This is a genomic window from Streptomyces sp. NPDC050508 (genome assembly GCF_040655155.1).
Classification (GTDB): domain Bacteria; phylum Actinomycetota; class Actinomycetes; order Streptomycetales; family Streptomycetaceae; genus Streptomyces.
Window position 1 is genome coordinate 792,113 of the sequence record NZ_JBFAJJ010000002.1, and the last position, 17,975, is coordinate 810,087.

Consider the following 17,975-nt stretch of genomic DNA (forward strand, 5'->3'; position numbering starts at 1 on the left):
GGGAAGACGCTAGCACGATCAACCCGCCCGTTGTCTATAGTCAGTGAGGTGACTGACTCAAAAGGTTCCCGGCCCGCCCGGCCCACCGCCGTCGGCAAACGGCAGCGTCTGACCACCGCCACCGCCCGGGTCCTGCACGAGCATGGCGTGGAGCGCACGACCATCGCCGACATCGCCCGCGCCGCCGACGTCCCGACGGGCAACGTGTACTACTACTTCAAGACCAAGGACGAGCTGATCGAGGCGGCCCTCTCCGAGCACACCACCGGCCTGGAGACCCTGACCGCCCGGCTCGACCAGCTCCCCGACCCGCGCGAGCGCCTCAGGGCCCTCATCGGCGGCTGGGTCGAGCAGAAGGACATGGCTGCCCGCCACGGCTGCCCCATGGGCACCCTCGCCGTAGAGCTGGACAAGCGCTACGAGGGCGGCCTCGATCTCGCCGCGGGCCAGGTCATACGGCGGTTGGTGGACTGGGTGGAGCAGCAGTACCGGCAGCTCGGCGCGGCTGATCCCGAGGGGCTCGCCCTCACCCTCGTCGCCGCCTATCAGGGCATGTCGTTGCTCTCGAACGCCCTGCGCGACCCGGAGATCATGACGCGTGAAGGGGCCCGGCTCATAAGGGAGTTGGACGAACTGACCGTGGTGTGAGGAGCGGTGTGAGGAGTGCCTACCGCTGTCCCCGGATGCGCTGTGCGACCTCGCTGTTCTCGGTCTCCCACCAGGGGCGTACGAGGTCCGGCCCCTCGGCCGATGCCGTCGCCTCCGCGGGCTCCGCCCGGACCAGTTCCGCGTCCAGGCGCCGGTCCAGCGCGACGGTCTCGGCGCGTTCGGTGCGGGCCCACTGGACCAGGATCGCGAGGAGGAAGGGGAGGGCGACCAGCTCGGCGATGCCGACCATCGCGCCGCCGCCGAGCTGTTGGTCGTGCTGGACGTCCGGCGCCCAGGACGGGGAGTGCTTCAGGTACCAGGCCCCGGCGATGAGCGTGCCGTGGGTCATCACCACGATGCCCGGCACCGCGTCGATGATCCCGTCGACGAACACCAGCGCCGCCCGCACCGGATGCGTGCACCAGGCGGGCAGCGCCTCCTCACGGGTGAGCACCGGCAGGACGAACAGGCTCCCGGCGAGCAGCAGTTGGAGATACATCAGCTGGTGCAGCCAGTTGTTCGCCAGGGCCGTCTCGAAGTACGGCGTGAAGTAGATCGTCAGCTCTGTCGTGAGGACCAGGGCCGTGCTGACCAGCGGGAAGGTGAACAGCCGTACCAGTCGGCCGGTCAACGCGCCCTGCGCGCGTGCGGCGGCGCGTTCGGGCAGGGCGCGCAGGGCCAGCCGCAGCGGATCGCCCAGAGCCAGGCCGAGCGGGGCGATCAGGTCCAGGAGGACGTTCTGGACGGCGGCCGGCCAGAACAGCACCCGGTCGTACACGGCCAGCGCGGACATCGTGGCGACCACGAGCGTGCCGAGCCCGAACAGCGCGAACGCGACGGTCCGCGCCACCGGCCAGGCCTCGCCGCGACGCCTCAGCCGCAGCACGCCCCAGCCGTACAGGCCGCCGAGGAGCACGACGAGCAGCAGCGCGGGGACGTCCGCCTGCCAGGAGGAGAACAGCCGTCCCACGGTGAGCTGTGGCAAGTTCTCCATCGCCATTTACCTCCACGGCCGGTCGGCCGGTTCCGCCGGTTCTGCCGCAGCACTCTATGCCTCGGAGTGCCGCGGCGGAGACCCGCCCCCGTGACCCGGACCCGCGCCCGGGTGCCTACAGCGACTGCCGCATGATCCAGTCCCGGATGCCGGGGATCGTGTACGCGATCTGCCAGGTACCCATGTGCGCGCTGGTGGTCGAGCCGGACGGTACGGTCGTGCCGGTCTCGAACGCGGCGAAGTTCACCGGCGTCCGCTGGGCCTTCATGCCGCGGACGTCCGCCGCGAACTCGGCGGCGGTGGACTGCCCGTCCCACAGCGTGGTGCTGACCTGCGTGCCCTGTTCCTGGATGACCGCGGTGATGGCCTGCTCGCCCGGATAGGCCTTGGTGTCGTCGGCCGAGACGAGGATCCAGAGGTTCTTCTTCGCGAGCGGTACCGCCTGGGCCTCCGGCCACTGCCCGGCCACGATGAACGCCGCCGCGAACAGGTCGGGGTACCTGATGTTCAGGCCGAGGGACATCATCGCGCCCATCGACTGGCCGGTCGTGTAGCGGCGGTTCGGGTCGATGCTGTACTGCCCCGTGACGGACTCGACGAGGTTGGCGGTGGCGTCGAAGAGGGTCGACGGCAGATAGGTGTCGTCGATCACGACGGAGCCGTACTCGGGCGCGAGCACGAAGGCCTCGTGCCGGGCCTGGTCCTCCGGGCTCGCCCAGCACACCGCGCCCAGGCCTTGCACCAGCGGGCCCTCGGTGGCGACGTTGACCACGCTCGCGTCGTGCATGAACAGGACCAGCGGGTAGCTCTTGCGCGGGTTGTAGTGCTTGGGGACGAACAGGTTGTACTTCAGGGTCTGGCCGGTCGCGGGGTCGTCGAAGGTGAACTGCTGGAAGTCGTCGACGATCAGGTTCTTCACCGCGTCGGTGGTCAGCGCCGTAGTACTCGCGGCGTACTGCCTGCCGCGCGTGGTGGTGACCGTGCCGGCCTGGGTGAGCGTGGCCTTCGCGGCGACGATCGTTCCGCCGGGGGTGGTGTCGCCGACCTTCGGGCCGCCCGCACCGACCCCGCCGCCGGAATCACCGGTTCCGCCGGTCCCGCCGCCGGTGCCGGAGCCCTGCCCCGTCACCCACAGGGCCGCCGCCGTGTCGTCCGGCGACAGCTCGACGATGACGTAGCGGCCGTCCCGAGGCCGTTGCGCGAGGTCGGCGGTGCGGTTCGTGTAGACCTTGGTCACCGTGCGGTCGGTGACGGTGAACGTCGAGGTCGACAGCGTCCGGCCGTCGATGTCCCGGTCGTACTCGACCGCCACCGCGACGAGCTTCTGCCCGGCGCCGAAGACCTGGGTGATGGCGGTGAGGCCCTTCACATGGTCCCCGGCGGAATCCGTCGAACCCGTCCCGCTCGCCTGGCTCGCCTCGCTCGCCGAGCTGGGGGTCGCACTGCCGAACACCGCCAGGGCCCCGGCCGTCGCGGTCGCGGTACCGGCCATGAACCTACGCCTGTCCATGAAGGTGAGCTCCTTCGATCGAGGTTTGTCAGGGCTGCCGTGCGCCACTGTGCTGCCTCAATCTGTGAAGCGATACGAGAAAGGAGACCCCTTTTCACAGGGTACGCAGAAGTTTCCTGGTGGTGTGGGTTATTCGCGTCGTGCAATCTTAGATAACGCGACGCATTGGGTCGGAATTGTTGACCTTTATTCTCTCGTTTTATCGCGGCGGAAATTCGACGGCGAGAACAGGCCGAATTCAGAGCGAACTCAGAGGGACTGGTTCATGACCCAGTCCCGGATGCCGGGGATCGTGTAGGCGACCTGCCAGGTCGCCATGTGCGCACTGGTCGTCGAGCCGGCCGGTACGACTGTGCCGGTCCTGAAGGCCGCATAGTTGACCGGCGCCTTCTGGGCTTTGAGGCTCCGCACGTCGGCGGCGAACTGGGCGGCCGTCGACCGGCCGTTCCAGACCGCCGTGCCTACGGCCGTCCCCTGCTCCTTGACGACCTTGGTGATGGCGTTCTCGCCGGAGTAGGACTTTTCGTCGTCCTGGGAGACGACGATCCAGAGTTTCTTTTTCGCCAACGGCTTCGCCTGGTCCGCCGGCCACTGCCCGGCGACGACGAACGACGCCGCGAACAGTTCCGGATACTTGATGTTCAGGCCCAGCGTCATCATCGCGCCCATCGACTGCCCGGTGGCGTAGAGCCGTTTTCCGTCGAGGTTGTACTTCTTCGTGAGCGCCTGCACGAGATGGGCGGTGGCGTCGAAGAGGGGTGACGGTTTGTAGGTGTCGTCGATCACCACGGAGTCGTACTCGGGGGCCAGTACGAAGGCCTCGTGCCGGGCCTGGTCCTCCGGGCTCGCCCAGCACACCGCGCCCAGGCCCTGCACCAGCGGGCCCTCGGTGGCGACGTTGACCACGCTCGCGTCATGCATGAAGAGGACCAGCGGGTAGCTCTTGTGGTGGTCGCGGTCGTAGCCCTTGGGGATGAACAGGTTGTACTTGAGGGTCTGCTTGGTCGCCGGGTCGGTGAACGTGAACTGCCGGAAGTCGTCCACGATCAGGTTCTTCACCGCGTCGGTCGTCAGCCCCGTAGTACTCGCGGGGTAGCGGGTGCCGCCGGTGGTGGTGACGGTGCCGGTCTGGGTGAGGGTGGCTTTCGCGGCGACGATGGTTCCGCCGGGGGTGCTGTCGCCGACCTTCGGGCCGCCGCCACCGGGCGCCTGACCGGCGCCGGACGACGAAGAAGCCGTAGGGGACGAAGAGGTCGTAGGGGATCCGCTGGATGAGGCGGAGCCGGAGGCGGTGCCGGAACCCTGCTGGGTCACCCATAGTGCCGCCGCCTTGTCGTCCGGGGACAGCTCGACGATGACGTAGCGGCCGTTCCTGCCGTGCGCGGCGAGGTCGGCGGAACGGTTCGGGTAGACCTTCGTGACCGTGCGGCCGGTGACCTTGAAGGTCGACGTCGACAGGGCCGAATCGGTGATGTCGGTGTCGTACTCGACCGCCACGGCGATGAGTTTCTGGCCTGCGCCGTAGACCTTGGTGATGGCGGTGGCGCTCCGGACATGGCCGGTGGCCGACGTCGTCTCGCTCACGGCGTCGCCCGCGGCCTCCCGCGCCGTGCACGCGGCCGTCGCGCCGAGCGCGGCCAGGGTGCCGACGGCACCGGACCCCACGATGAACCTGCGGCGGTCGACCACGACGGACTCCTTCCGTATTGCCTGTATGGCCTGTATTGCCCCCTTATCTCGCCCACCTCACCCCGGCTCCGGGTGACTCGCAACGGCAGCCGTCGACAGCAATCGATATATCGTGATAGGGCTTTAACGTATCGGCGATACAACAACTGGAGTGACGATGCCCGCGCAGAATTCCCCCAGCCCGCTACAGGACCCCACGGTCACGGCCGTGCTGGACCGGCTTCAGGCCGAACGCCGGCGCCCCACCAACGGAGGCCCGCGTGGCGGTGCCGACACCCGTGATCCGTACGCGTACGCCGACATCGGTTTCTCGATCCACGCCGACCAGGGCGACCTCATCTATCTGCTCTGCCGGGCGATCGCCGCGACCCGGGTCGTCGAGTTCGCCACCTCCGTCGGTGTCTCCACGATCTACTTCGCCGCCGCCGTGCGCGACAACGGCGGCGGGACGGTGATCGGTTCCGAGATCGTGCCGGAGAAGGCGGCCACCGCCCAACGGAACCTCGCCGAGGCCGAGTTGGACAAGTACGTCGACCTGCGCGTGGGCGACGCCCGGGAGACGCTGCGCGATCTCGGGGGCCCCGTCGACTTCGCGCTCATCGACGGCTGGCCGATCAGCGACGGCGGCCCGACGCTGGCCCGCCAGGTCATGGAGCTCATCGCGCCCCAACTCCGCACCGGAGCCTTCGTGATGAACGACAACGCCGAACCCGACTACCTCGACTACATCCGCGACCCGGCCAACGGCTTCCGCTCCGTGACCCTGCCGCTGAAGGGATCGACAGAGCTGTCCGTGAAGGTGAGTTGAGCACCGGGCACGCCTCAGCCGGTCAGGAACTCGGCGCACCGCTCGCCGATCATCACGGTCGGCGCATGCGTGTTGCCCGAGGGGACGGCCGGCATGACCGACGCGTCCGCGACCCGGAGCCCGGGCACCCCGTGGACCCGTAGCTGCGGATCCACGACCGCGTCCGGGCCGGTGCCCATGCGGCAGGTGCCGACCTGGTGGTGGTAGCTCGTCAGGTTGCGCTTGACGTACGCGGCGATCTCGTCGTCCGTGACCACCCCCGGCCCGGGCGCGACCTCCCGGGCCCGCCACTCGCCGAGCGCCTTCTGCTCCCCGATCTCCCGCGCCTGCTTGACCGCCGTCACCATCGCCCGCAGGTCGTACGGGTCGGAGTAGTACCGGGGGTCGAGCGCGGGCGCCTCGGCCGGGTCTGCGGACCGCAGCCACAGCCGGCCCCGGCTGAGCGTGCGGATCGTGCCCGGCGCGAGACTGTAGCCGTGCCCTTCCGCCGGCACCTCCTGGCCTACGACGGGCAGCGGCACGTGGGACATCACGGGCTGGAGGTCGGGGGCGGCGAGTGCGGGATCGGTCTTCGCGAAGTACTGCGCCTCGATCTTGTTGGACGTCCCCGGCGGCACCGGCCGTGCCGACTCGTACACCACCGGCGCGAGCGCGTGATCGTGCAGGTTGGCCCCGACCCCCCGCAGATCGGCGACCAAGTCGACGCCCAGCGCCCGCAGTTCGTCGGCCGGTCCGATCCCGCTGAGCAGCAGGAGCTGGGCGGAGCCGATGGTCCCGCAGGACAGGACGACGTCGCCCGTGCACCGTACGGCGGTGCGGTGACCGTCCTCGATGATCTCGACCCCCCGTGCACGTCCGCCCTCGACTAGCACCCGCGCGACCGGCGCCCCCGTGAGCACGGTCAACAACGGGTTGCCCAGCACCGGTTGGACGAAAGCCGTCCAGGCGCTGACCCGCCTGCCGTCGCGGATGTTGAGGTGGAGGAGGTTCACGCCGAGGATCTCCTCGCCGTTGCAGTCGTCGTTGTACGGGATGCCGTACTGCTCGCACGCCTCCACGAACGCGACGGAGACCGGGTTGGGGGAGTGGTTCCGGGTGACCGGCAGCGGCCCGCCCGAACCGTGGTGACGGGAGGGGCCGTCCTCGAAGTCCTCCGAGCGCCTGAAGTACGGCAGGACCTCGTCGTACGACCAGCCGGTCGCCCCGTACCGGCCGGCCCAGTCGTCGTAATCCGAGCGGTGGCCGCGGACGTAGATCATGGCGTTGATGGCGCTGGTCCCGCCGACGACCTTGCCCCGCGGCCAGAACACCCTTGTGCCGTCGGCGTGTTGCTGGGGTTCGGTGAGGTAGGCGTAGTCCTCGGGGGAGGTCCACAGCTCCCACATGCGGCCCGGGTCGTGGATGGCCGGGTTGGTGTCCGGGCCGCCGGCCTCGATCAGCAGGACGCTGCGGCCCGCGTCCACGAGCCGGCGCGCGATGACACAGCCGGCGGAACCGGCGCCCACCACGATGTGGTCGTACGTGTTCTTCTGCGTGGCTTCCATGGCGGAAGAGTGCCGCTCACCGACCGGCCCGGCTTTCGTCGCGGTGCACGGGGAGTTGCCGTACTGAGCACGGTCACCGGGTCACAGCGCCGCGCGGGCCTCGCTCGGGCTCATGCCGTACGCCGTCCTGAAGGCGTGGCTGAAGTGGGCCGGGCCGGGGAAGCCCCAGCGGCTGCCGATCGCGCCGACCGGGAGGTGGGACAGGGCCGGGTCGGCGAGGTCGCGTCGGCAGCGGGCGAGCCGTTGTTCGCGTATCCAGCCGGAGACGGTGTACCCGTGCTCGGCGAGCAGTTTGTAGAGGTAGCGGCGGGAGACGTGGTGGACGGCCGCGATCCGGTCCGGGGCCAACTCCGGGTCGTGGAGCCGCTGTTCCATGTACGTGAGGATGCGCAGGGTGAGCGCTTCACGGCCCTCTTCGTGGCCGGATGTCCGGTCGGCGCCGGTCCGTTCCGCGAGGAGCGTGCCGAGCAGATCCGCCACGTTGTCGGCGAGCCGGGGTGTGCCGAGCGACTCCAACTCGTCGACCTGGCGCGCCAGTCCGTACAGGAAGGGGCGCACCACCGTGCCGAGACCGTCCCGGCACGACACCGAGGTCGCGGTCACGCGCGCCAACTCCCGTTCCGGCAGCCGCAGCATGGCCCGGGGGAACATCAGGGCCAGGCTGCGGCCGGGGCGGTCGGTGTCGAGGGTGTAGGGCCGACGGGTGTCGTAGACCGCCAACTCCCCCGGTTTCAGCTCGGCTTGATGGTCGCCCTGGGTGAGGACGCAGTGCCCGGTCAGCTGGAGGCTGACCTTGACGTGGTCGGAGGCGTCGGCCCCGGCCGACCGCCGGGTGCGGGCCGTGTGCGCGGGCGTCGTCACGACCGACACCCGTACCTCACCGATCCGCGCGATGCTCAACTGCGCGTGGAAATCGGGGAGATCGGGCCCTTCACGCGGCACGATCTCCAGGGGCACGAAGTTCCGGCTCACGATGTCGCGCCAGAACTCCAGCCGCGTCGCGGAGTTCTCCGCACTCGGCGTCGTGATCGAGGACATGGGCCTCTCCCTCCCGGAACTCTCCGAACGCCCCGAGGTCCCCGAACTCCCCGATATCGGGCCCGAGGAGTGTAAGTCAGGCGGCCGACCCTGTCCCCGTGTCTCCCTGTCTCCGTCGTACAGCTATGACGGTGCGCGGAGGGCATCCACCGGCTCCATGCGGGCGGCCCGCAGCGACGGATAGAGCCCCGCGAGCAGTCCGACGAGGGCACCGGCGAGCGGGGCGCCGAGCGCGAGCCTCAGATCCAGCACCGGCGTCCACTCCTTGACCACGGCGACGCACACCACGACCGCGATGCCCAGGGCCGCGCCCACAACTCCGCCCAGCAGCCCGATGGTTGTCGACTCCAGCAGGAACTGTCCGGCCACCTGCCGCCGGGACGCGCCCAGCGAGCGCCGCAGCCCGATCTCCCCGACCCGTTCCATCACCGTCACCAGGGTCACGTTGGCGATGCCGATCGCACCGACGACCAGCGAGACCAGGCCGAGGACGAGAAAGAGGCTGTTGGTGTCGTTCTGGACGCCGGCGCGGGCCTTGGACAGGTCGGGCGGTGCCGCCACGGCGAGCGAGTCCTGATGCCCGGGCGCGAGCGCGATCGGCGCCTGCCGGGCCACCTGCTTGGCAGCCCCCAGCGCGGTGTTGACCAGCACGCGGGTGACGTCCCGCAGCCCGAGCCGGTCCGCGGCGGTGGTGGACGGCACCATCACGGCGGTCGACAGCCGCTCCTCGCGCCGGATCCCGCCGAGGACGCCGATCACGGTGTACGACTGCCCCCTGAAGAAGACCGCCGGCGCGTCCTCCACCCGCTTGATGCCGAGCAGCCGTGCCGCCTGGTCGCCGAGCACCACCACGTGGTCGCGCCGGGCGATGTCCCCGGCGTCGTAGAACCGTCCCGCGGTCATCGCGCCGTGCACGGCGGCGGGCAGGCCCGCCGAGGTGGCGATCACGGCGAGGGTCTGGCCGGACAGGTCGCCGGGCGCGGTCACGTCGTTGGACCGCACCAGGACGCTGTCGGTCGCGTTCGAGTCGGCGAGCGCCGCCACCGACGTCACCCCGGCCAGCCGTCCTACGGCGTCGGTCCCCGACCACGGCACCAGCGGTCCGGCGTCCTCCTCACCTGGCAGCCGCTCCGGCACGGTCACGGTCACCGAGGTCGCGGTGAGCGCGTCGAAGCGGCCGACGATCTGGTTGCCCGCGGTGGACGCCACCCCGATGGTGATGACGAGCGTGGTGATGCCGAGGACCGTGCCGAGCGTGGTCAGCGCGGACCGCACCGGCCGGGCGAGGACTCCCGCGAGGGCCTCTGTCCACAGGTCCCGGGGATCCATCCAGGGCCGTTCGACCCGCCTCTTCCCCTCCGCGCGCATCACCCGGCCTCCTCGGCCAGGTGCCCGTCGGTGATACGGACCCGGCGCCCCGCCCTACGGCTGACCGCCTCGTCGTGGGTGATCACGACCAGGGTCATGCCCTGGGCGCGGAGGTCGTCGAAGAGTTCCAGTACGGAGAGGGTGTTCTCGGTGTCCAGGTTGCCGGTCGGCTCGTCGCACAGCAGCAGTGCCGGGTTGCTGAGCAACGCCCTTGCGATGGCGACCCGTTGACGCTCACCGCCGGACAGCCGGTCGGGCCGGAAACCCACCCGGTGCCCCAACCCCACCTGCTCCAGGGCTCGGTGGGCACGGGCGAGCCGGCCGCCCCGCCCACGGTCGGGACGCGGCCTGCGGTACGCCTCGGCCAGCATGACGTTCTCGTCGACCGTCCGGTACGGCAACAGGTGGAAGGACTGGAACACGAACCCGATCCGGCTCCCGCGCAACGAGGTTCGCTCCAGATCGCCGAGCCCGGTGGTCTCCACCCCGTCCAGCAGATACGAGCCCGCCGTCGGCCGGTCCAGCAGCCCGAGCGTGTTGAGCAGCGTCGACTTCCCGGAACCGGACGGCCCTACGACGGCCAGGTGTTCGCCGCGCCGCACGGTCAAGTGCACGTCGCGCAGGGCGTGCACGGGCGGGTCGGAGGGGAACGTCCTTTCCACACCGGTGAGTTGGATGACGGTGTCGATCGCGGCATCGATCCCCGTATCGACCGAGGTGTCGATCACTCGCCCACCACCACCCTCTCGCCCGCCTTCAACGCGCCCCCGTCCGGCTTGACTTCGACGACCCCGGCGGACGCGAGCCCGACGGTGACATGGACGTCGGTGACGGTGGTGCCGCGCGCGACCTCGACCCGGGCGCGTCCGTCGGACGAGGTGTGGATCGCGGCCATCGGCACGGTCAGCACCTTGCCGTCCGAGGCGCCGACCTTGATGGTCACCTTCACGGCGGCCTCGGCCTGACCGGCCAGCGGCCCGGGTTCCGGGACGGTGATCCGCACCTGGACCGCGACCGTGGAGTCCGAGGTGGAGGCGGTCCCGGCTCCTACGACGTCCACCGTGCCCTCGGCCGATTTGCCGTCCGCCGTGGTCAGTTGGGCGGTCATGCCGTGGCGCAGGAGTTGGGCGTCCGTACCGGGGACGGCCGCCTGCACCACCAGGTCCGAGCTGGTCACCGTACCGATCTGGGCGGACGGGGTGTCGCCCGTCTTCACGCTCACCTTGTCCAGCCGCGCGGGCAGCTTCGGCAGGAAGACGACCTCGCCGGCCGGGACCTTCGTACCGTAGGAGGCCTTGAAGCTGCTGAGCGCGTCGTTCGCCAGGTCCAACGCCTTCTGGGCGGACTTGACCTGGATCTTGTGGACCTGTTGGTCGGTGCTGGACTGGGGGGCGGGGCTGCCGGACGAACCACCGTCGCCCGAACCGGCCTCGCTGGTACCGCTGTTGGTCGTGAGAAGTGCCTCCTGTGCGGCGGAGACGGCCTGTTCGAGCGAGCCGAGCTGCTGCTGATCGGCCGGGCTCGGCTCCTGGGCGTCGTACCCCTTGCTCTTGTACCAGTCGGCGACGGCGGTGGCGGTCCCCTGCCCGTACGTCCCGCTGATGGCACCCGGGTCGAACCCGAGCCGCTTCAGGGCTTTCTGAAGCTGCGTCACATCGTCGCCCGAAGCGCCGGGCCCCAGCGCGCGGTACATCGGTACGGAACCGCCGAGCGCGAACACCGGACGGCCGTTGACCGTCATCAGTACGGTGCCCTCCTTGATCTTCGTGCCCGCGACCGGCGCCTTGGTGACCCGCTGCTCGGCCCCCTCGCCGTCCGTGCCCGAGGACGTCCCGCTGCCGACCGGACCGGCCAGCGACAACGGTCGCGGCGAGGCGAACTCGACGGACCCGGTCGCCACCACGCTCGCGGTCAGCGACTGCCGTACGACCGACACCGTCACCGGACCGGCCTTCGGCGCCTGGTGCGCGGCGGCGGCGTCCGCGGGCGACTGCACCTGCGTACCGGCGAACCAGCCCCCCGCCCCGACCAGCACGACCGCCCCGACGACGGCACCAAGTCGCCTACGGCCGCTGCCGATTCGCGTGCTGCCGATACTCGTGCCGCCGGTTCGCGTGCTGTCGCCGCGGCTCATCCGTCCTCCCCGTAGTAGGGCTTGGCCTTCTCCTTGGTGAAGTAGGCGGCGCGGAACTTCTTGCCGCAGTCCAGGTCCTTCAGGGCGATGCCGATGTCCTTGTTGAGGAGCGGCAGTGCGGCGTCCTTGCTCAACGACATGAAGTTCTCCGGCAGTTGCTTGGAGATGTCGAGGCGGACCATGTCGACCATGCCGGTCGGCTGGGTGGTGGAGACCTGGATGCCCTGCCCGGTCAGACAGGTCGCGAACTGCTGGGCGAGCTGGACGAGTTCGGGGTCACCGTTGAGCGCGAGACCGTTGGCGTGGTTCGCCTCGTCGCGGGCCTTCTCCGCGTTCTTCTCGGCCGCCGCGCTGAGCGCGGGACCGTGCGCCGCGACCCGACCCACCTCCGTGCACCCGCCGACCTTCTCCTCGGCCTTGGTCTTGGCCGGGGGACCGGTGAGTGCGGCGTCGTACGCCTTCTTCTGGGCGTCGGTCAGCCCGTCCTCGTCATGGTCCAGCGGGGCGGACCTCTTGGCCATCGCGGCTTTGCTGAACGGCACGTTCGCGTCGTTGGGATAGACGGCGCCGGCGTAGTACCCGAAGCCGTACTTCTGCCGGAACTTCTTCGCCCGCGCGTAGTCCTCCCCGTCGACCCCCGCGAGCGGATCGGCCGCGGCCGAGGTCTGCACGTGCGGGGTGTAGGTGAAGCCCTGCTTCTTCATGCAGACCGCGACGGCGTTCTCCTCGATGTACTGCTTCTTCGTCGCGTCGTCCACGCCGTCGGGGACGGTGAGTTGGGTGGCTCCGTCGACGGTCGTCGTGGCCGCGCTCGAACTCGAACCACCGCTGCCGGCAGCCGACTTGGTGTCCGTGCCACCGCAGGCGGCGAGCAGGGGGAGCAGACTGACGGCCAGGGCGGTGACCAGGGGGCGTCGCGTTTCGGGCATACGGCGGCGGCCTCCAGGCGGGCCGATTTTGGACATGCTCATGCCAGACTCTCTTTCAGGGTTGATCAAGGTGTGTGTCGGGGTGTGTCACTTCAGGCGCCGGTGCCCCGGATCAGCCGCGAGTGCTCCGGATCAGTCGTCGTTCTCCTTGACGGCGTCGAAGATGCGGGGATCGGTGGCCAGTTGGATGAGCGGCCCCGTGCGCGGAGCGCTCCCGCTCCGGCCGGTGGCGGCCCGGTCCAGCGAGCCGGCGACGACCTGCACGGTCCATCCGCCCGGGGTCAGATAGGTGACACCGCTGGCCCAGGCGTTCGCGCCGCGGTCGCCCGTCGGGGGCTGTACCGACCCGGCGCTGGGCACCAGGTAGAACAACAGACTGCCCGCCCCGCGCCCGGTCAGGGAGCACTTGGTGATCAGGCCGTTCCACGGGGAGTCGAGCACGCGTCCGTTGCTGTCATGGCAGGCCAGGGCCGGGCGGTTGTACAGCGGGTCCAAGGCGGTCCGACTGACGCTCACGTAAAGGTCGTTCACACTGCCGTCGGCGGTGGTCATCCTGAAGTACCGCCCGGGCCGCAGGGGTTGGCGCGGTTGCCCGGCGGAGATGCTTGTGCCCTTGCCGATGTCGGCAGTGACGATCGACCGCAACAGCTCCAGCGACGGATACCAGACCGACGACTGCCCGGCGGGAAGCGTCGGCCTGCTCTCCGGCCGCGGCGCGAGCAGCGCGTGCCCGCCGACCGCGAGAACGCCCGCCATGACCGCGGCACTCACCGTCGCCCCGATCCGCCGCCGGCGACGCATCCGCGTGCCGCGCACGACGGCGCCCGGCACCAGGTCCGGCATGGGCGGTTCGGCTCCGGAAGCCAGCCCTCCCAGGGCATCCGCCAGCGCGGACTCGTACACGTACTGGTCCGTGAACTCGTCACCGGCCTTCCCGCTCATGCTCACCCCTCCGCCTGCAGACAGCCGGGTCCTGTTCCCGCTTCTGTTCCTGTTCCCGTTCCGGTTCCCGTGCTTCTAGACCCGAGGCCGTGGCCGAAATCCTGGCCGGAGTCGGCGAGGATGTGCCGCAGCGTGCCCAGACCCCGGGAGGTCTGGCTCTTCACCGTGCCGACGCTGCACCCCAGCGCCGTCGCCGTGGCCTCCACGCTCTGGTCCTCCCAGAACCGCAGCACCAGCACCGCACGCCCGCGCGGCGGCAACTGCCGTAGCGCGTCCAGCAGCGTCAGCCGCAGATCCGGGTCCGAGGCCGGAGCCACCACGTCCTCCTGATGCGCCGCCGGCCGCTCCCACCAGCGCCGACGCCGGGTCTCGTCGAGGAACGTCCGGTACAGCACCCGCCGGGCGTACCCGTCGGGAGACTCCAACTGCCGCACCCGACGCCACACCGCGTACAGCTTCGCCAGCGCCGTCTGCGTCAGGTCCTCGGCCAAGTGCCAGTCCCCGCACAGCAGATGGGCCGTACGCCGCAGATGCGCCTGCCGACTGCGAGCGAAGTCGTCGAAGTCCAGCCCGACTTCGCCGACACCGCCGGCGTTGCCGGATCCGGAGACGTCCTGCCCGACCGGCGTCCGGATCACAGGCCACCTCCACCCGGCACCGGCGCCGTGCGCGGTGAGAAGTACTTCATGCCTGAGGAACGGGCCGACGGAGTCAGGAGGTTGTCACCTCCCGAGAAGTTTTTTTCGACGACAATCACGGCAACAATGAATGACCGCGTCGTACGAGCGGGACGACGGGACGACGCAGCAACGGGACAACAGGACAACGGGGTGGCAGTGGTGGATCGTTCGCCCGAGGGGACCCGGCCGCCGGACAAGGTGCGCTACTGCGCGACTGTGTGGCAACGAATAACACCGGTTCTGCCGTTGGCCGTTCTGAACATGGCCCTCATCATCACGTCCTCGAACGGCACATGGCCCCCGGACACGGTATCGACCCTGCTGATGATCTGGATCGGCGTGCTGATCCTGGGGGGCCTGCTCCCCGCCTACTTCGGCGTCACACTCACCCCGTCCGCGGCCGTGGTCCGCAACATGCGCCGCCGCACCATCCCCTGGGCCGACATCCAGGGCATCCAGATCGAGTCCGTCATGGGCACCAGGATGATCGTCCTCTACGAGGCGAACGGCCGCCGCACCCGCCTACGGGCGCCCAGCACCGGATTCCTCGCCTGGGACCGCCGCTTCGAGGAGAAGTTCCACGTCATGGGCCAGTGGTGGCTGACCCACCGAGGCCCCGACTGGACCCCCGCCCCACCTCCACAGGCCTGGTGGAACACCTCACCGACCCCGGACCGGGATCCGTTCGCGCCTCCGCAGTAGCGCGGTCGCGGAACGGGAGTACCGGTGGCGGCTGCGACGCAGGCCGACCTACTTCCAGGGCGTTCGAAGGTTCACGCCCGGTGGAAGACATCGAGGGGGCCGTAAGCAGTCGGCTTGCTGTCGGCCAGCTCAGGGTGGTTGCCGACGCGGTCCCGGAGGATGCCGAGGGTGTCGGGCCAGACGGTGAAGTGCGCTCCGGCGCCCGTGAGGATGCGGTCCCAGTCCTGGGAAGCCGAAACGCCGGTTCGGTCGATGACGAAACCGCGGCATTCGGTCGCGCCCTGGTCGAGCGTGCGCACCAGTGCTGCCACGGCCTCCTCGCGGTCGGGTGCCGGGACGTCGGTGAGGCGCAGTGTGATGCTCTGCGTCGCCTCGTCCGTGCGTCGCACAATGCCGGTGAGGGACTGGTCGTAGCCCTTCCAGCAGGTGAACTCGGCTTTCGAGTAACGGTCGTCGGCCAGCGCGGCGGCGAGGGCTGTGCCGTCACCCATCAGCGGTTCGTGGTTTCCGGTCGGCGTCTCGCGGAACCCGAAGAGGGCGTTTGTCAGGGGGTGTACGGCGGACAGTCCCGCGTTCTCCAGATGGGCGAGGAGCTGATGGGCGCTCGTGCTGTTCAGCTTCGGCACGTACCAGGTGAAGAAGCCCGCTGCCTTGGACGGGGTCGTGGCGGGGGCGCTGTCCGGGAACTCTTCCTGGAAGATGTGCCTGGCCCGCTCGTCGGGTACGGCGGGGGCGGTGTAGCTGTTGGCCCGGATGTGTTCCAGGAACTCCTGCGGCAGGGCGACGTGGTGACGGCGCACGTAGTGCACGAGGTCGATCGGCCAGATCCAGGTGCCGTCGGTCAACAGGGACTCGGAGCCCGCGATCCACTCGTCGCCGGTGAGGGCGTCGCGCCGAGCGCCCATCGTGCTGTAGATCTCCCGAGCCGATTCCAGGTAGGCGAGGATGCGGTCCTCGTCCCGGGGCCCGCTGCTTCGCACGTTGTCGCGCAGGGACGGCGCATCGCCCGCTGTGGCATCCGGGCCGCTGATCTCCTGGTAGAAGCCCGCTCGCTTAGTCATCTTCACTCCCGTGGGCCTGCCGTCAGTGGGCCATGGGCAGGTAGGTGCGCCAGTAGCCATTGTTGCCGATGGTGGGGGTCTGGTTGAGGCCGAGGTCGGGGGACGTGCCCACCTTGCTCGTGGGCGCGGTCACGGGCACGCCGAGCTCGTTGGCGACGGACTGGGCGAGGGGCAGCTCGGGAGGTCTCGCGTCGGCACCGGAGTAGCAGGAGATGAGGCGTACCGGTTCGCCGTGGTAGTTGGGATTGCCGCGGATGGCATCCGCGATGTGGTTGGGATGCACTTCGAAGTCCGTCAGGGTCTTTCCCGCGGCATTGATGCGACCGGGTACGAACACTCCCTGGTCCGTGCCGTGGATGACCACGTCGTGCACGCCGGGGATCCGGGCGACCCGCTGCAGGTTGTTGAGGTGCGCTCGTCGTAGCCCACCGTGGTGGTGGTCCTGCCGAAGTAGACCGGGTCGCCCGAGACGAGTTCGTAGTCGCCCGCCTTCACCGGCGCTACGGGGATCTTCGAGTCCGGAGCCTGGATCAGTTTCCAGGTACGGGACTTGCCCATCTCGTCGAGGGCCGCGCTGTTCAGCCGGAAGCCGTTGAACAGGCCCTCCATCCCGCCGTTCTCGGCGACGATCCGGGCTGTGCTTCCGCCTGCTCCGAACACGCCGCCGAACTCCATGCCGTAGCGGGCGGAGTCATTCACCTCGTCGAGGCTCAGGCCCTTGCTCTCCCCGGTGGCCATCGCGACGGGCTGGGTGACGGCCAGATCGACGGTGACCGATTCGATTCCGCCGATGGCGGCGGTGGCGAGTGTGGTGCCGGCGATGGTGGCGATCTCGGTGGAGACGGTCACGCCGAGGGTGGCGGACAGTTCCAGGATCGACGCGGTGGCGGCGGCTGCGGCGCCTTCGGAGATGCCGAAAGTGAAGACCGCGAGGGCGGTGCCGGCGACGATGGTGGCGCCGACGATCTCCAGCTCGTGTTCCAGATGCTTGACGGCCTCGTGGACGACATCGGCGTACTGGTCGAGGGCCTTGGCCATGTCGCGGGCGCCGTCGATCATGTCCTGGAGCCAGCCGTGGCCGTCGTAGTAGTAGCGGCGCCAGAACGGGTCGTCGAAGGCGGATATCGCCTCGCCCTTGTTGTGCTCGATGATGCCCCGGGCCGACTTGTTCGCGGCGGCCGTGACCTCTTCGAGGTCGTCGGCGAAGTCCCGCCACGCCTTGGCCGCGTCCCGCAGACCGCCCTCGTCGGCATCCGGCCACCACATGCCGGTCATGTCCTGGACGATCTTCTTGACCTTGTCGGCTGCGCTCACCGCGCGGTTCCGTCGCCGTCGTGCGGAGCGGGCTGGATCTTGCCGAACATCGAGCGGACGAGCAGGTCGTTGTCGATATGGCCGTCCACCATGTCGGTCATGGCCGCCTCGATGCTGGCCAGGCCGAGCGCCAGGATCCCGGCGGCTTCTTCCATCTTCGTCACGTGCGGGCCGTACTGCTCGTGAAACTTCTGCCCCTGCTCGTCATCGCCCCACGGCGAACCGGCTGCCGCCAGCCCGGTCTTGAGCTTGGTCAGCGCCTTGGCCAGATCGGAGCTGTGCGTGTGGAAATCCGGGGCTGTCGCCTTCAGATCGGCGATCTTGATGTCGAGTATCTTGCCGTCACTTTTGTCGCCCATGGCGTCGTCTACTCCCCCTGAGTCGGCTGACCGGCCCGAAGACGGTAGTCCAGCGGGCGGGTTCGCTGCCGCGATCTTGACCAAGGGGCGGCAAAGTTCCGATCGAGGTGGGCAGAAGGTCGCAGAAGGCGAGGGCTGTGCGGCCAGTGCCGTCAGGGGTCGGCCGGCGAAGGTGCCCTTTTTGCCGTTCCGTGAAAGCCAACGGCTGACTGACTGCTCTGCCTAACTGAGACCAACACCGAGACCACACACGAC

18 protein-coding genes are annotated in these 17,975 nt (G+C 69.6%); 3 read left to right on the forward strand and 15 right to left on the reverse strand.

Features of this window, described 5'->3' with window-relative positions:
* Window positions 1-48 precede the first annotated feature (48 nt).
* The gene (locus tag AB0I69_RS08900; RefSeq protein ID WP_363094868.1) at window positions 49-648 is read left to right on the forward strand and encodes a TetR/AcrR family transcriptional regulator; all 600 of its coding nucleotides are present in this window, start codon (window positions 49-51) and stop codon (window positions 646-648) included.
* A gap of 19 nt (window positions 649-667) precedes the next feature.
* Here AB0I69_RS08900 and AB0I69_RS08905 read toward each other — a convergent pair whose 3' ends face one another.
* The 3 genes from AB0I69_RS08905 to AB0I69_RS08915 all read right to left on the reverse strand — a co-directional run bounded on the left by AB0I69_RS08905 (window position 668) and on the right by AB0I69_RS08915 (window position 4,841).
* A complete protein-coding gene (locus tag AB0I69_RS08905; protein ID WP_363094869.1) occupies window positions 668-1,642 on the reverse strand; it encodes a cytochrome c oxidase assembly protein in 975 nt (324 codons plus the stop codon).
* A 115-nt stretch (window positions 1,643-1,757) separates the two neighbouring features.
* Window positions 1,758-3,152, reverse strand: a complete 1,395-nt coding sequence (locus tag AB0I69_RS08910) for a PHB depolymerase family esterase (RefSeq protein ID WP_363094870.1) — start codon at window positions 3,150-3,152, stop codon at window positions 1,758-1,760.
* Window positions 3,153-3,401: 249 nt separating this feature from the next.
* Window positions 3,402-4,841, reverse strand: a complete 1,440-nt coding sequence (locus AB0I69_RS08915; protein WP_363094871.1) for a PHB depolymerase family esterase — start codon at window positions 4,839-4,841, stop codon at window positions 3,402-3,404.
* 157 nt (window positions 4,842-4,998) lie between these two features.
* Between AB0I69_RS08915 and AB0I69_RS08920 the strand changes: the two genes are divergently transcribed.
* Entirely contained in the window at window positions 4,999-5,649 is a 651-nt protein-coding gene (locus tag AB0I69_RS08920; protein ID WP_363094872.1) for a class I SAM-dependent methyltransferase, read from the forward strand.
* Between the two features lie 14 nt (window positions 5,650-5,663).
* Here the strand turns inward: AB0I69_RS08920 and AB0I69_RS08925 are convergent, their stop codons facing one another.
* From AB0I69_RS08925 to AB0I69_RS08960, 8 genes are all read right to left on the reverse strand, one after another.
* Window positions 5,664-7,193 carry a GMC family oxidoreductase N-terminal domain-containing protein gene (locus AB0I69_RS08925; RefSeq protein WP_363094873.1) on the reverse strand — a complete coding sequence of 510 codons (1,530 nt, stop codon included), beginning with the start codon at window positions 7,191-7,193 and terminating at the stop codon, window positions 5,664-5,666.
* An 81-nt stretch (window positions 7,194-7,274) separates the two neighbouring features.
* Entirely contained in the window at window positions 7,275-8,231 is a 957-nt protein-coding gene (locus tag AB0I69_RS08930; RefSeq protein WP_363094874.1) for a helix-turn-helix domain-containing protein, read from the reverse strand.
* Between the two features lie 123 nt (window positions 8,232-8,354).
* A complete protein-coding gene (locus AB0I69_RS08935) occupies window positions 8,355-9,599 on the reverse strand; it encodes an ABC transporter permease (RefSeq protein WP_363094875.1) in 1,245 nt (414 codons plus the stop codon).
* A complete protein-coding gene (locus tag AB0I69_RS08940) occupies window positions 9,599-10,327 on the reverse strand; it encodes an ABC transporter ATP-binding protein (protein ID WP_363094876.1) in 729 nt (242 codons plus the stop codon). Before AB0I69_RS08940 ends, AB0I69_RS08935 begins: the two co-directional genes overlap by 1 nt.
* Window positions 10,324-11,733, reverse strand: a complete 1,410-nt coding sequence (locus tag AB0I69_RS08945) for a peptidoglycan-binding protein (protein ID WP_363094877.1) — start codon at window positions 11,731-11,733, stop codon at window positions 10,324-10,326. Before AB0I69_RS08945 ends, AB0I69_RS08940 begins: the two co-directional genes overlap by 4 nt.
* Window positions 11,730-12,704 carry a hypothetical protein gene (locus tag AB0I69_RS08950; RefSeq protein WP_363094878.1) on the reverse strand — a complete coding sequence of 325 codons (975 nt, stop codon included), beginning with the start codon at window positions 12,702-12,704 and terminating at the stop codon, window positions 11,730-11,732. The genes AB0I69_RS08945 and AB0I69_RS08950 overlap by 4 nt, the downstream gene beginning before the upstream one ends.
* Before the next feature lie 90 nt (window positions 12,705-12,794).
* A complete protein-coding gene (locus AB0I69_RS08955; protein WP_363094879.1) occupies window positions 12,795-13,604 on the reverse strand; it encodes a hypothetical protein in 810 nt (269 codons plus the stop codon).
* A 2-nt stretch (window positions 13,605-13,606) separates the two neighbouring features.
* On the reverse strand, window positions 13,607-14,242 hold the full coding sequence (locus AB0I69_RS08960; protein ID WP_363094880.1) for a SigE family RNA polymerase sigma factor: 636 nt from the start codon (window positions 14,240-14,242) through the stop codon (window positions 13,607-13,609).
* Between the two features lie 303 nt (window positions 14,243-14,545).
* Between AB0I69_RS08960 and AB0I69_RS08965 the strand changes: the two genes are divergently transcribed.
* Window positions 14,546-14,986, forward strand: a complete 441-nt coding sequence (locus AB0I69_RS08965) for a hypothetical protein (RefSeq protein ID WP_363094881.1) — start codon at window positions 14,546-14,548, stop codon at window positions 14,984-14,986.
* A 71-nt stretch (window positions 14,987-15,057) separates the two neighbouring features.
* Here AB0I69_RS08965 and AB0I69_RS08970 read toward each other — a convergent pair whose 3' ends face one another.
* The 4 genes from AB0I69_RS08970 to AB0I69_RS08985 are packed head-to-tail and all read right to left on the reverse strand — an operon-like array spanning window position 15,058 to window position 17,720.
* Window positions 15,058-16,047, reverse strand: a complete 990-nt coding sequence (locus AB0I69_RS08970; RefSeq protein WP_363094882.1) for a hypothetical protein — start codon at window positions 16,045-16,047, stop codon at window positions 15,058-15,060.
* A 22-nt stretch (window positions 16,048-16,069) separates the two neighbouring features.
* Window positions 16,070-16,330 carry a hypothetical protein gene (locus AB0I69_RS08975; RefSeq protein ID WP_363094883.1) on the reverse strand — a complete coding sequence of 87 codons (261 nt, stop codon included), beginning with the start codon at window positions 16,328-16,330 and terminating at the stop codon, window positions 16,070-16,072.
* A gap of 11 nt (window positions 16,331-16,341) precedes the next feature.
* Window positions 16,342-17,361 carry a hypothetical protein gene (locus AB0I69_RS08980; protein ID WP_363094884.1) on the reverse strand — a complete coding sequence of 340 codons (1,020 nt, stop codon included), beginning with the start codon at window positions 17,359-17,361 and terminating at the stop codon, window positions 16,342-16,344.
* Window positions 17,358-17,720: a hypothetical protein gene (locus AB0I69_RS08985; protein ID WP_363094885.1), complete on the reverse strand. Its 363-nt coding sequence runs from the start codon at window positions 17,718-17,720 to the stop codon at window positions 17,358-17,360. The genes AB0I69_RS08980 and AB0I69_RS08985 overlap by 4 nt, the downstream gene beginning before the upstream one ends.
* Between the last annotated feature and the right edge of the window lie 255 nt (window positions 17,721-17,975).